Annotated in this window: 9 protein-coding genes; 5 read left to right on the plus strand and 4 right to left on the minus strand. The window is 66.7% G+C overall.

Going from position 1 to position 13,824, the window contains the following annotated elements:
- Positions 1-18: 18 nt before the first annotated feature.
- Genes EAO72_RS09720 through drmB form a run of 3 tightly spaced genes read left to right on the plus strand, consistent with a single transcriptional unit; the run spans position 19 to position 5,635 of the window.
- The gene (locus EAO72_RS09720; protein WP_261991399.1) at positions 19-588 is read left to right on the plus strand and encodes a hypothetical protein; all 570 of its coding nucleotides are present in this window, start codon (positions 19-21) and stop codon (positions 586-588) included.
- A complete protein-coding gene (locus EAO72_RS09725; RefSeq protein WP_148016851.1) occupies positions 585-3,803 on the plus strand; it encodes a helicase-related protein in 3,219 nt (1,072 codons plus the stop codon). The genes EAO72_RS09720 and EAO72_RS09725 overlap by 4 nt, the downstream gene beginning before the upstream one ends.
- On the plus strand, positions 3,800-5,635 hold the full coding sequence (drmB, locus tag EAO72_RS09730) for a DUF1998 domain-containing protein (protein ID WP_148016852.1): 1,836 nt from the start codon (positions 3,800-3,802) through the stop codon (positions 5,633-5,635). Before EAO72_RS09725 ends, drmB begins: the two co-directional genes overlap by 4 nt.
- Before the next feature lie 8 nt (positions 5,636-5,643).
- Here drmB and EAO72_RS09735 read toward each other — a convergent pair whose 3' ends face one another.
- A complete protein-coding gene (locus tag EAO72_RS09735; protein WP_148016853.1) occupies positions 5,644-6,276 on the minus strand; it encodes an ATP-binding protein in 633 nt (210 codons plus the stop codon).
- Between the two features lie 260 nt (positions 6,277-6,536).
- Between EAO72_RS09735 and EAO72_RS09740 the strand changes: the two genes are divergently transcribed.
- On the plus strand, positions 6,537-7,352 hold the full coding sequence (locus tag EAO72_RS09740; RefSeq protein WP_261991400.1) for a helix-turn-helix domain-containing protein: 816 nt from the start codon (positions 6,537-6,539) through the stop codon (positions 7,350-7,352).
- Positions 7,349-7,540, plus strand: a complete 192-nt coding sequence (locus tag EAO72_RS09745; RefSeq protein ID WP_148016854.1) for a DUF397 domain-containing protein — start codon at positions 7,349-7,351, stop codon at positions 7,538-7,540. The genes EAO72_RS09740 and EAO72_RS09745 overlap by 4 nt, the downstream gene beginning before the upstream one ends.
- Positions 7,541-8,320: 780 nt before the next feature.
- On the opposite strand, the gene EAO72_RS09750 is transcribed toward EAO72_RS09745, so the two are convergent.
- The 3 genes from EAO72_RS09750 to EAO72_RS09760 form a co-directional block, all read right to left on the minus strand.
- A complete protein-coding gene (locus EAO72_RS09750) occupies positions 8,321-9,256 on the minus strand; it encodes a phosphotransferase (protein ID WP_187284995.1) in 936 nt (311 codons plus the stop codon).
- A gap of 4 nt (positions 9,257-9,260) precedes the next feature.
- Positions 9,261-11,819: an ATP/GTP-binding protein gene (locus EAO72_RS09755; protein ID WP_315986298.1), complete on the minus strand. Its 2,559-nt coding sequence runs from the start codon at positions 11,817-11,819 to the stop codon at positions 9,261-9,263.
- 337 nt (positions 11,820-12,156) lie between these two features.
- Positions 12,157-12,888: a DUF5919 domain-containing protein gene (locus EAO72_RS09760; protein ID WP_148016857.1), complete on the minus strand. Its 732-nt coding sequence runs from the start codon at positions 12,886-12,888 to the stop codon at positions 12,157-12,159.
- Between the last annotated feature and the right edge of the window lie 936 nt (positions 12,889-13,824).

Raw genomic sequence — 13,824 nt, forward strand, 5'->3', positions numbered from 1 at the left:
CGCGCACTCTATGTTGCGATGACCCGCCCCAGGGACGATCTGTTCCGCGTCGAAGCGCCGGACACCGCCCTGATCCGCAGAGATCGCAGCACCGGGCGTCATTACGCGGGCGGGTGGAAGTCCTACCAGCGCTTCGGGATCTCGGCCGCGTCTCTCGACGTGTCCCGCGAGCACCCGCCGGGCACGGACGGGTTCGAGCACGACGCCGCGGCTCTGCAGGAATACCTCGCGTCCTCGGTCGCGCCGGGAGATGCCTTGGAGCTCCGTCTGCAGCACGAGATGACCACGGCACCGGATCAGAGTCCGCCGTACACGGTGTTCCACCGGGACCGCCCCGTCGCCGTCGTATCGGAAAGGTTCCGGCACGACCTGCACACCTCACTCAAGATCCACAAGACCTGGGACATCAGCTGGCCGACGAGCATCGAGGGGTTCAGGGTCGACTGCCTGGAGAGCGTGGCAGGCAGTACGGCCTCGGGCGCCCGGGCAGGACTCGGTGAACACGGGCTCTGGATGGTGCCCCGCATGTCAGGAATCGGTCGCTACCGGTGGACCAGCAGGAACTCGCAGGAGGACGTCGCCCGATGAAGGACGAATCGAACCCGCACGCCGCCCACTACGTGGCGCGAGAAGGACTGGTCGATCAACTTCGCCGAGACCTTCTCGGCCCGGGCTCGCCCGACGAGGTTCTGAAGCAGGACCCACCGATCACGGCCTATCCCATCGGAGTGCTGTTTCCCCGGCCTGCCGACGAGAAGGCCAGACGTGCCCTGGACGAAGACGCGGACGAGATCGAAGGGTTGGACGACGCACCCCTCGTGCGCGGGCGTCGGGACCTCGAGGAATCGGCTCCGGATACGGGCCCCTCGCTCGCGGGTGACCGTCGACCGTCCTCCATGGGCCTGACCTTCGCCGTCGACCCCACCGTGTCGTCGACCATCCTCGTGCGCACGGAGGCCGCGATGTACGACCCCGTCGATCCCGACGGGCGTCCGATCCCCGCCAAACGGGCCGAGGCCCGCAGCACCTCCGACCAGAAGGAACACTGGCGTCGCCGCGCACTCAACCTGCGCCCCGTGACCGTAGACGTGACAGTGCCGCAACGACACCGGCCCGCCCCCCTGCACGACGGCGTCAGCGTCGAGATCCTCGTGCGTCCGCAGGCCGCCGGCACGGTCACGGTCACGGTCACCCTGATCAACACACACTCGGTGGGTGAACGAGAGCTTCAGGACGCTCACGCCCTCTATCAGCCCCGTCTCACCGTGACGGCTCCGTCAGGGGCGCCCGCCTTCGTCGAGCGCCCCGCCGGCGGGCGTGCAGTCGACCGGGAAGTGGCCACGAGTAGGCTTCTCCACCGACACGCCCCCACTTTCGCCATGGGCCACGGCTGTGCGGCGGAATGGGACTGGACTCCACCGCCCATCGGCGCGCCCAACAACGCGCGAGCGTCGACCGCCGGCGTGTGGACAGAGTTCGTGCCGACCCACGACGTGTTGCTGACCGACTCGAACCCTGACATCGACGACTCCGCCCTCACGATGCACGGCCTGGCGACCCGGCCGGAGAGTGCCGTCCTGGGGTCGCTGAACGAGCTGATGGCTGGGTACGCGGAGTGGATCGACCGCAAGGAGGCAGAGGCCGAGTCGTTCCGCGGCACTCCGCACGAGGCCCCCGCGCGGGCACAGATCGAGCAGTGCCGTACCGCCCTCGGCCGGATGCGCCGGGGCATCCGGGTGCTCGGTGAGAATTCCGACGCGTTGCACGCGTTCCGGCTGGCCAATCGCGCGATGGCTCAGCAGCGCTCCCGAAGCGAGTGGGTGCGGAACGGGCGTGACGGAACACCCGACGAGACAGTCGGACGATGGCGCCCGTTCCAGATCTCCTTCGTGCTGCTCTGCCTCGAAGGGATCGTGGACCCGAACCACGAGGACCGAGCAGTCGCCGACCTCCTCTGGTTCCCCACCGGTGGTGGCAAGACGGAGGCGTATCTCGGCCTCATCGCCTTCACCACGTTCTTCCGACGCCTGCGCCTCAAGGAATGCGGAACCGGCGTCACCGTTCTCATGCGCTACACGCTGAGATTGCTCACCCTGCAGCAGTTCGAGCGTGCCGCCGCCCTGATCTGCGCCATGGAGCGCATTCGACTCGGCTCTGTGGAGACGCTCGGCACGGAGCCCATCTCCATCGGCATGTGGGTCGGCCAGTCCGCCACTCCCAACCGGCTGTCGGATGCCGAGAAGAGTCTGGTCGAACTGCGCAAGGAGAAGGAACTGCAGGAGAAGAACCCCGTTCAGCTGCACGCCTGCCCCTGGTGCGGAACCCGTCTCGACGCGTATCAGTACGAGGTCGACGAGGAGGCCAAGCGGATGTACGTCCGCTGCCCGGACACCTGGTGCGACTTCCGCGACGGGCTACCCGTCCACCTCGTAGACGAAGCGGTCTACGACGCCCGGCCGACACTGGTGATCGCCACGGTCGACAAGTTCGCCGCGATGCCGTGGCGCGCGCAGACCGCCGCGCTGTTCAACCGGGACCGAGAGGACGGCACTCCGCCCCCGGAACTGATCGTCCAGGACGAACTGCATCTCATCTCGGGGCCGCTCGGTACCCTCACCGGCCTCTACGAGACAGCCGTGGACTTGCTGGCCGACAGCCCGAAGGTCATTGCCTCGACTGCCACGATCCGCCGCGCGTCGGATCAGGGGCGGCAGCTCTTCGACCGTACAGTCGCGCAGTTCCCCCCGGCGGGAACCGACGCCCGGGACTCGTGGTTCGCCGTGGAGACTCCGAAGGAGCGCAAGGCGACGCGTCAGTACGTCGGTCTGCTCACCCCGAGCACCAGCCAGTCGACGCTGCTCATCCGCACCTATGCGAATCTCCTTCACCGGGCGGCGCGCAACGACATCACCGAAGACGTGCGGGACGCCTACTGGACGCTCGTCGGGTACTTCAACAGCCTGCGACTGCTCGCCGCAGCCGAGCTCCAGGTGCATGACGATGTCGATTCCTACCTCGGGTATCTGGCTTCGCGCGACGCATGTCCGCAGCGCAAGGTGCTGGAGCAGACCGAGCTGACGAGCCGAGCCAATTCCAGCGAGGTTCCGAAACGTCTCAAGCAGGTGGAGAAGCGACTGCCCGATCCTGACACCGTGGATGTCCTCCTGGCCACCAACATGATCTCCGTGGGCGTCGACGTGGATCGGCTCGGGCTGATGGCGGTCATGGGTCAGCCGCAGACCACGGCCGAATACATCCAGGCGACGAGCCGCGTCGGCCGACGCCATCCCGGACTGGTCGCGGTGATGTTGAATTCGTCGCGTTCCAGGGATCGTTCGCACTATGAGAGCTTCCAGCACTTCCATTCGGCGCTGTACCGAGAGGTCGAATCGACCAGTGTGACGCCCTTCTCCTCCCGTGCGCGCGACAGGGGGCTGCACGCGGTGGTGGTCGCGCTCGCGCGCATTCTGATTCCGGCGGCGCGCGAGAACGACGGCGCCGGCCGGATTCACCAGTTCCGCGACGAATTGGAGGAGGTCGTCCGGACCGCGCTCCTCGGCCGTGTCCAGTCGGTCGCCCCGGACGAGTACCGTGCGACCGCCGCCGCCTTCGACGAGTTCGTCGAATGGTGGGCCGAGGAGGCCGACGCACACGGCGGACTCCTCTACGAGCCGAAACGGGGAAAGAAGACACCGTCCCTGCTGCGTGCCTTCGACAACGAGAACGAAGACGCGTGGCCCACGTTGTGGAGCCTGCGCGATGTCGATGCCGAGTCCGCCCTGTTCATGGAGGCATCCCGATGACCCCGCCCCCTTCACGCCGTCGCCGGACCGGCGCTCCCGAACGCAGCTACCCGCGACGAGGTTCGGTGCGTCGCGCCCAAATGATCACCACGTACGGTGTGGGATCCATCATCGCCGTCGACAACGAATCGTTCATGGTCAGCGGCACCGATTCATGGAACATCAGTGAGGCACCGACCATCTACGAACACCGCTTGGCGCGTGTGCTCGGCGTGAAGTCGTTTCGCCTCCCGCCCGCCTCCGACGACACCAGCAAGGACGGGGTCCGCGTTCGGCGCTTCCCGCTCTGGCATTCCTGCCCCGGATGTGACGCCCTGCAGCATGTGAGCCGGTTCAACTCTCCTCCGGGCAAGAACGAGTGCGGTGAATGCGCCGAGGAACTGGTGCCGTCGCGCTTCGTCATGGCGTGCGCCAAGGGCCACATCGAGGACTTCCCGTACTGGAAATGGGCCCACCGGAACAACCGTCAGAACGCCGATACAGGGCTGTGCGGTGGAGAGATGAGGCTGCGTACCAGCGGGAAGACCGCTTCGCTCCGTTCGATCCTCATCTCGTGCACGTGCGGAATCCCCGAAGTCTCGATGGAGGGAGCCTTCCGCCGGGCCGCTCTCTCGGAGTTGAAGGTCTTCTGCGGCGGTCGGCGCCCATGGCTCAAGGACGCGGCCGCCGAGCACTGCTCGGAGAAGCCGCGCACCCTCCAGCGTGGTTCGTCCGTCGCCTGGCAACCCATCGTGAAGACGGCACTGTCCATTCCGCCGTGGAGTGATGGGCACGCCGCCCGACTGGAACTGCACTGGGACGCTCTTCGCGAGATGGCGGACAACCGCGATGCGATAGAGGTGTATCTGAAGGCACTGACGCTGCAGGAGAATTACGAGTTCTCGGTCGACAAGGTCATTGCCCTCCTGGAGGCGGAGAACCACGAGGACTCCGAGCCGGACGACGACAAGGGAACCGACAGCGCCTACGTCGCCCTGCGCAAGCAGGAGTACGAACGACTCATCGCCGGTCGTCTCGAGGACGAGACCGATCACGAGGACCAATTCGTCTGCGAACCTCCTCGGTCGCCGGCCGCCGTTCTTTCCCCCTACGGCGTGACGGGCCCGATGCTCGTGAAGCGACTGCGCGAAGTACGCGCGCTGAAGTCCTTTTCCCGAGTGGACACCCCGGAGACACGCACCGACGTCCACGAAGCCGCGCTGTCCCTCTCCCCCATGGACTGGCTCCCGGCGATGGAGGTGCAGGGCGAAGGCGTCTTCCTGCGCCTGGACGAGCACCGCCTCGACGACTGGGCCCGAAACACTGCCGTCGCCGCCCGAGCGGACCGCATCCGGACGAACCACCTTCGCATGCTGGCCGACCGCGCCAACGACGCGGCCTCCGTACCGGATTCGCCCGCAGACGCCCGCATGGTGCTCCTCCACACCTTGTCGCATGCGCTGATCAACGAATGGAGTCTCGACGGGGGATACCCGGCGGCCTCGCTCCGGGAACGGTTGTACGCGGACGAGTCGATGGCCGGCATCCTGATATGCACCGCCACCAGCGACTCCGCCGGAAGCCTCGGCGGCCTGGTCGCCCAGGGCGAGCCGGATCGCCTGGAGGGCGCTCTGCATTCGGCGCTCCTCAGGGCACAGTGGTGTTCGGCCGACCCGCTCTGCGTCGAGTCCAGCGAAAGCGGCGTGGGCGGAATCAACCTCGCCGCCTGCCATGCGTGCGTCCTGCTGCCCGAGACCAGCTGCGAGCACAATAACGGGCTCCTCGATCGAGCCCTGTTGATCGGAACCCCGGAGGACCCGTCGATCGGTTTCTTCAGCGAGGCATTGCGCTGACGTCACCGTCATCGGGTCGTGCCGGTCTCCGCCTCGAAGCGGGTCTGGGCCCTGTCCAGCGCCTCGTCCGCGTCGGATCCGTGAACGCGTAGCCAATGGAGGAGGTCGGTGATCAGTACGATCGCCGCCTCCTCCATAACGGCCACGCTTGCCCGCCCCCGGTCACCGTCTGCGCCCGAGTAAAGCGTCAAACACGCCTCCCCCTTGGCGACCCGCCGGTCGCCGACATGACCGTCCGGCGTGCGAAGCGACGTGGCGAGATCGCACCAGACCAGCTTCGACTCGGCCCCGAGGATGACGCCCCACCGGTCCGACACGGCATCCAGCAACGCCATACCGCGCCCCGACTCGTCGTCCGGCCCGGCGTGCACAAGTGTCGGAAGTACTCGGGTGTCCGGGTCCCGGAGCGCAACCCGGAGGTGCGTGCCGTTCATCTCGACGGCGAGTGTCACCGGCGTTCCTTCGCCGACGTGACTGATGACATTCGACGCGAGCTCGCTGACACAGATCTCGGCAGCGTCCGCCACGTCCGAGAGACCCCACGACCGCAGATGCCGGCGCACAGCGCGCCTCAGGCCGGCCACCTCCGCAGCCTCCGCAGCCTCCGCAAGAAACGGCAGTTCCCAGGGCTTACGCGTCATGCAAGCTCCGACTCCGGTTCCGCTCACCACGAATCAACTCCTTCCACCGAGCAAGCACGTCCGTCACCCATCGCGACGGGTCATGACCCACGGTTGCTTCATGCCGAAGAATGCCGCGCCGAGATCCCGCCATGCAATGTGCACGAAGAGATTCGCTCGTACGAGTGATGACACCCGGAGCCGGTTCGGGATGTGATGGAACCCTCACTGGAAAAAGGAGAGTTGGAGTGTCCGGATCACCCACTGCGCGTAGGCGCCGCTTGGCCATCGAGCTGAAGAAGCTCCGCGAGGAAAGCGGCCTCACCTGCAACGATGTTGGCAAGCAGCTGGATTGGAGCGGCTCGAAGGTCAACCGGCTGGAGACAGGACTCGGTCGCGTACAACCTTCGGACATCGAGGCGCTCTGTCGCTTCTACGGCACCTCATCCGAACTCCGCGACGTCCTCAAGGCGTTCGCCAAGGAGTCGAAGACCAAGGGCTGGTGGCATGCCCACGGCGCGGCGGTTCCCGCCTGGTTCTCCGTCTACGTGGGTCTTGAACAAGCAGCGTCCGACCTACGCAGCTACCAGAGCGAGTTCGTCCCCGGCCTGCTCCAGACACCGGAGTACGCAACAGAGCTGAGCAGGGCCTCCGCCGACCACTCCGAAGAGGAGATCGGAAGCCTGGTGGACGTTCGGATGCGCAGGCAGCAACTGCTCGCCAACGCGCCCTCGCCGGACCTTTGGACCGTGGTCCATGAGAGTGTCCTCAGGCACGTCGTCGGCAGCCGGACCACCATGTCAGCACAGATCGACCATGTACTGCGCACGACCGCCTTGCGCAACGTAACCGTGCAGGTCCTGCCCTTCGACGCCGGCGCCTATCCTGCGACAGGTCCGTTCACCATCCTGGGGTTCCCCGAGCAGGAGGACCCGGACGTCGTCTACCGAGAGGGTCTGACCGACTCGGTCTACCTGGAGGCCGCACCGGATGTCAGCCTGTACACCAAGGCGTTCGACCATCTCAGGGCCCTGGCCCTCAGCCCTGAACGGTCGGCCTCATTGATGCGCGCGATCCAGAAGGAGCATGACCGATGACGCAACACCCACGCCTCCCCCAGTGGCGCAAGAGCAGCTACAGCAACGGGACGGGGGGAGAGTGCGTCGAAGTGGCCGAGCTGCACAACTCGGTCGGCGTGCGGGATTCGAAGCAACGCAGCGGCTCTCACATATCCGTGGCCCGCAGTTCCTGGTCGGCGTTTGTGTCAGCGCTGGGGCGTGGCTGAGCCAGTCGCTTCGCAAGCGGCCCCACCGGGTCCGCCCGAGCGGTAGTCAGCCAAGGAGCGCCTAGACCCCCGGAGTGGGTCGCCCTCGCCCCGGCCGAACGGCGAGCCAGGCTCTGATGGTGCTCTCCCGCCACGCGGGCGAGCGGCCGAACTGGTCGTCGGGAAGAGGGAAGTCCGCCGGCCTGAGGCGGAGTTCGTCGGTCACACGTCTGCGGCTGCGCTTCCGTACGCGGGTACGGCCACCGCACTACGGCCGTTGATCGGCTAGGGCCTCGGCGCCCACGACCTCGCCGCCGCGCTGACCTCCTGGTGGATCAGCCGGCGCCCCGCGCAGCCCGCGCGTACATCACCGCGCAACTACGTGAGCGGATGGCTGACGCTCTGCACGAAGACCTGTCGGCCGATGCCCACCCGCACGCTGCCGAGCCCACCGGAGATTCCGCATGTCGGGCAGGGCTTCGGCAACGCGCCACAGCGACGGCGTCCCGCGAACGTGAACGCACCGACGACGACCGCCCTCACTCCCGCCTCTATGGCTGGGACCGCTGGGCGGAGATCGCCGCCCACTACGCCACAGACCTCGACCTCCACGGCACCCGCCTGTGCGGCTACGCGATCAAGCGCGCTTCACGTGGTTGGGCGAGGCGGCGAAACAGGTGCGTCGTGACGTCGCACCGATGCCCGGCCGGTCTTACAGAGTCGGCGTCAAACCCTCGTGGACAGACTTCATCGGATGTACGCGCCGGCAAACTGCGCCGGAGCGAGGGCATGGTTCCTCGTTCAGCCGAGCACTTCAGCTGCTCCCGCCACAGACTCCACGAACTTGATCATCTCCAAGTGATAGTCACTCTTCGTAGCGTCAGGGAAGCGAACGTTGTGGCGGTAGTAGCGGTGGAACGCGATGATCAGCGCCGCATGGATGATCTCGGTGGGGAGCGCACGCCTGTCTGCCTCGGCGAGAGGGCAAGCCCGCTCGTAGCCCTCGACCAGAGCGTTCAGGCGTGGCGCCGCGAGAGAACCGTCCTCCTGCGCAAGGCCCACTGCTGCCATCCCGAGGTCCAGCAGCGGGTCATCCAGGGACACGGTCTCCCAGTCGAGCACGGTGAGCGCTCCGTCGGCCCCCACGATGATGTTGTCGTCGAAGAGGTCTCCATGAGTGATCGTCCGTGGCCGGTGGCTCACCGCTTCGACTCGGTGGACACGGGCTAGCTGATCGACGAGCCAGTCAGCGAAGGACCGGTCCGCAAAACCCGGGATGAGGGCCTCATGGTCGGCCGAGAGGCGCCGGGTGCCGACAGGAATGTCGGTCAGGCCGACCGACTGAGGCGGGAGTGCGTGAAGTTCGGCGAGGATACGGCCGGCTTCGGGCAGCAACACCTCGGGCAGGGGCTGTTCCACCGTGCCGTCGGCCCACGCCTTCAAGATCACCGGACGGTCGTCGAAGTGAGTGATGACTGATCCGTCAGCGGCGGGCACGACAGCGACGGTCGGTACGCCCAGCAAGAAAAGTGCCTGTGTATGAGCAGCGAGGCGCTCAGCGCTGGCGGTGTCGTGATTGTCAAGAATGGTGAGGACGAACTCGTCGGCGGCGCTGGTGATGCGGAAGCTGGAGTTCGCTGCGCCACCGGCCAGCGGAGCAAGCCGAGGATCTTTGAGTCCGTAGCGCTGCGCCACAACCGGCAGGTCGATCTGGTCCAGCGTGGTGTACTTCGCCACCTGCTCATTCTCCTCTGATCGCGGCAGCCTCCCGGCGCCGGTCCTCGACGATGGCCACCCAGCGTGCCTGTACGGCTGCCTGCCCGTCCAGCCACTGAGCGCGGGGCAGGTCGTCAGGCGGCTCCTCGCCTGCCATGAGGTATGAGAGCTCTGCCAGGTAGGCAAACTCTTCACCCTGCACGCATTCTCGCAACTGGGCCCTCGCTCCGGCCAGCGCGACCGGCTCCCCGAGCACAAGGAAGTGGACACAGACCGCGAGACGAATGTAGGCGAGCGACGACGTGAGGCCCGCCTCACAAGCTCGTACTACGGCGTCCTCGGCGCGCTGCGGCAGGTCTTCGCCGACTCCCGCATCTCGTACGAGAGAGGCGATGGACGTCTGGAGGTCCGCCCAACGGATGGAGACTCCGCCGAGCATCTGCTCGGCTCGGGCGATCTGTTCAGCTGCACGCGGGCGGTCCTGGAAGGCAGCGGCAAAGGCCAGGCAGGCCTGGGACAGTGCGGCCTCACCCGGCTGATCGAGGTCCAGTGCTTCGTCCCGGCCCGCGGCGTAGGCCGAGCAGGCAGGCCCGATGTTGCCCTGCGTCCACCAGAGATCGCCGCGGGCCCGGTCGGCACGACCCTCAGGCCCCAGACTCTCGACAGCGGTCCGCACCCGTTCGAAACGGCCGACGCGGCGGGCCAGGTGGACGAGCCCTCGGGCTGCCGTGGGTGCAAGGCGCCCACCTGCGTCAGCCACCTGTCGCATGCCGTCCAAAGAGGCGTCGAAGTTCCCAAGGTCCCGATCACACTCGGCAAGGAAGTAGCGAGGAAGCTCGAGAAGCTCGTCGGGGAGCTGACCCCCGTCAAGCACGAGACGCAGACGGTTCGCAGTGCGGCTACGGTGCTCACGCTGACGTTGGGCGATTGTCGAGAGCGTCAGGGCCAGGGCTTCGGCCGGAGAACTTTCCGCCGCTCCGCCCGCTTCCCCGGCAGGAATTTCGATGGGCTCCCAGACAAAGTCGTCCACGTAACTGAACGCGGCATCGGCAAGCCAACCCAGGTCCAGCTCGTAGTCACGGGCCAGACGCAGGCCCTGGCGCAGTGCCGCGACGAGCCTCGCGCGGTCGGCGCCGACCGCCTCACGTCCGAGGGCAAGAAACGCGCGCCCGGCAGCACGCTTCCAGTCGGCTTCGCTCCACCGGTCCTCGCTCGTGTCATCCGCTGCCCGTACGGCATCCCTTATGAGCCCGTGCAACTGATACCGCCATGGCGCACCGGAGTCGACATCGACAAAGGGGCGCTCGACCAGGTCCAGGGCCGGCGCATCATGGTCGAGGCCCGCTGCGGCGGTGGCCAGCTCGGCTGAGAAGGAGTCGAGCAGACTCACGGCACGCAGCACCCGGCGCACATCCGGGGTGAGATCACGGAACGTACGTGCGACCAGGGCGGGGAAGTCGAGATTGAACTCTCCGGGGGCAGGGGCGCGGTCATTGCGGCGGTAGAGGTCGAGGAATCGCATGACGGCGAGGTCCAGGTAGAGCGGCAGACCGTGGGAGTTGGCAGTGATCAAGTGCCGGGTGCGGTCGTCCATCAGCGGCCGCCCTGCAATCGTCAGTCGCTGGCACAAGTAGGTTTCGCAGTCCGCAGCGGAGAGGTATCCGACCGTGTGCTGGCGCGGTTCGTCCATTGCGCCGCCGACCAGCAAGGGCCAGCACTCCTGGCCGACCCAATCCAGTTGACCTTCGAGTTTGGGGTCGTCCCACTGGATCCGGTTACGCCCGGTGATGATGAAGAGCGCGTTGGGCATGAGCCACGCCACACGCTGGATCAGCCGCTCAAGATCGCGGTGTACGCGGTCACCGACGTCCTCGAACGTGTCGAGCAGGACAACGAGTGTGGCGCGCTTCTTCTCCGGCAGGCGGCTGAGGTCCCAGGCGAGAAGGTGAGCGTAGTAGCTCAGTGCGTCCAGGTCCGGCTCCGCTTCCAGCAGGTCAGCGAGGCGCCGGCACTCGGCAAGGGCCCGCACATGCTGCCGGTGCTCACGTAATGCCCGGACCAGCGCTCCGACGCTCTGCCCGACGACGGATCCTGCCGTGCCCGGCATGGCCACCACTTGTGCCACATCGGCGAGGGCTGATTGCATCTGCTCCGGCAGCGACCCGACCCCGGGAAAACGGCTGAACCATGTGCGTCGCCTCAGGTACTCGTCGACCGGCTCACCTGGATGGTTGCGTTCCCAGTACCGCTGGAAGGCGAGGTCGAAGGCAGGCATTGGCTGCCCCAGCTCCGAGACCGCCAGTCTCATCGCCAGGATCAGCGACTCGAAGTCCGCCCCGGATTCGTTGGAAAGGTCAACCCTCACCGGCAATACCGGGCAGACCCCCGGATTCAGGGGCGGCCAGTCACCGGCACGCACCGCTGGGTCAGCCAAGTGCTCAGCGACACCTCGCGAGAGCGTGGACTTGCCGATGCCTCCGACACCGTAGAAGACGAGGACATTGCGCCGCGGTGCCTCCAGGTCCTCCACATCGAACCCGGGATGCCTTAGTCGCCGGGTGTGGTTCGCGATGGCTTCCGCCACTGTGGCCCACTCATCTCGCCGGTCCGCGAAGAAGTCGACTGCCTTTAATTCTCGGTCATTCGACCGAAACAGCGCTCGCAGATCGGATCGGGACATGCGGACCCCCAGGGTTGGCTTCTCAACTGATACAGACCAACAGCTTTGCTGGGCGGTGGTCAAGTGCGCACGGAGCGTACTCCCTCGCTCCACCCCGCCCGCCCGTCGGCCGACGAGACAGTGCGCTCAGCTCCGAGACGCTCAGCCCGTCGGCCCCCAGCGGGCCGACCGGCCACGATCTCGATCACGGCGATGGCTGCGGCAAGCCCCGCGGATACGTGCAGCGCAGCACCACCCTGCGTCACTCAGACACCGGAACACCCCGGCTCCACAGCTCCTCGGCATGCTCGGTGAACCGGTCGAACATGCCGCCGTCGCCCTGGCGTCGAAGATGGAGCAGCGGCGAATCGTGGCCGACAAGCCGTGCGAGGTGCGGGGTGACCAGCGCGTCCTGGTCGAATCGGAACACGGAGAGAGACACGTGGTTGACAGCGTCCTCGTGGTTGCTGAAACGAGCTTCCGCGCGGCTGGCTACGCCCAAGCGCCCCAAGTGCTCAAGAGTGATCCGGACGCGCGTCGAAACGCTCAGTGCGACATCCTCGACAGCCTCCCGCTGGCGGGTGACCTCACCGTCCGGATCCCCCAGCAAGAACCGGACTCGGCAACCAGAATCGATCTTCCTCCGCAGGGTCTCAACGAAGGCCGGCTGCTCAAGCCAGAGGAAGTAGTTCGTGAATCCGGCCAGGTAGATCTCCTCCGCAGCCCCCTCGATCAGTTCGCCCCAAACAGTCGACGGACATGCAGACCGGTAGGGGTAGGCCTGAACGAGCTCCCGGTCGTGGCCCGACTTCACCCGGGCCTGCACAGCCTTCGGCCAGATCATCTGTTCATCCACCTTCAGTGCCTGACAGGCGTCAATTCGGTTTCTTGCGTGGGGTACCAGCTCGGCGTCGGCCAGCCATCGCTCTACAGTCTTCGGCGCGACCCCAATGCGAGCCGCGAGCCTGCGGGGTGACAGCTGGGCATCCGACATAGCCGATCGTAGAGCGACGTTCAAGACTTCTCCCTGCGACGTTTGGGCCTTCTTGGAACATAGCGGCAGACCGTCCAACCGTCCTTGGGGTTCGAGGAGATACGTCCCAAAGGGGCGGCCATCCTCACCGCCATGAAGAATCCGAAGCCGACACCCGACGGAGCGATTGGGCTCCCCATCCCGCCCGCTGCGCCCGAACCGGCAGACGACTGCTGTGTCTGCTCCGACCTGGCTGAGCAGCGGCAGATCGCTAGAGGCGCGGGAGACTACTCGCGCGCCACCGATGCCTCCGTAGAGATCCGCAGGCACCCTCACGTAGCCGAGGGAATCCAGTGACGGACGTCGGCCTCCCCCAGTGGCGGGAGAGCCGTGCAGCCGCCCTGGCGGCAAGTGAAGGGTTGAGAGCAGCCCTTGCCGAACTGGGCCTTCCGGAGCGCAGCTATCGCCGCATCCGCCCGGCGATGACTTCCACCGGGAGACCGTACGTCTACCTCGGAATCCTGAACGCGGAGGCCGTCGAGGCAGTCACTGCGGTGCTGTTGCGCGCACTCGCGGACCCCGGCCGGCGCGCGGAACAGGGCACCGTACCGCCTTCGCCACCGCATCGGCGGTCACAGCCGGGGCCTCACACCACCTCTCTGCACTCCATTTCGGAGCACGGTCACGCACAGGAGGCTGCAAGCCCGGGACCAGTCGAGCTGTAGCACTGCGAAAGCAAGAAAGAGATGCCAAGCGGCCGATGGTCGGCGGGACCGTCACGCTGCCGCCTTCCTCGGTCGCCAGGTATCTGAACCCCTCGCAGAGTCATTCCTGAGACGAAGGCCGACGAGCTGGCGTCCTCCCGTCATGCCCCCCGGCACCTCCACCGCGGCTACATGTCCGCCGCCCTCGCCCGCCGCGTCCTGCCGTTGGTCGACGCCTTCCACGCCGGAACGC

It is taken from the genome of Streptomyces sp. OR43 (assembly GCF_008042275.1).
GTDB lineage: Bacteria > Actinomycetota > Actinomycetes > Streptomycetales > Streptomycetaceae > Streptomyces.

What these genes read in the sequence shown, in the direction of transcription:
- EAO72_RS09725 (WP_148016851.1), top strand. Translation starts at nt 585, where the DNA reads ATGAAGGACGAATCGAACCCGCACGCCGCCCACTACGTGGCGCGAGAA.
- EAO72_RS09760 (WP_148016857.1), bottom strand. Translation starts at nt 12,888, where the DNA reads ATGTCGGATGCCCAGCTGTCACCCCGCAGGCTCGCGGCTCGCATTGGG.
- drmB (WP_148016852.1), top strand. Translation starts at nt 3,800, where the DNA reads ATGACCCCGCCCCCTTCACGCCGTCGCCGGACCGGCGCTCCCGAACGC.
- EAO72_RS09735 (WP_148016853.1), bottom strand. Translation starts at nt 6,276, where the DNA reads ATGACGCGTAAGCCCTGGGAACTGCCGTTTCTTGCGGAGGCTGCGGAG.
- EAO72_RS09720 (WP_261991399.1), top strand. Translation starts at nt 19, where the DNA reads ATGACCCGCCCCAGGGACGATCTGTTCCGCGTCGAAGCGCCGGACACC.
- EAO72_RS09745 (WP_148016854.1), top strand. Translation starts at nt 7,349, where the DNA reads ATGACGCAACACCCACGCCTCCCCCAGTGGCGCAAGAGCAGCTACAGC.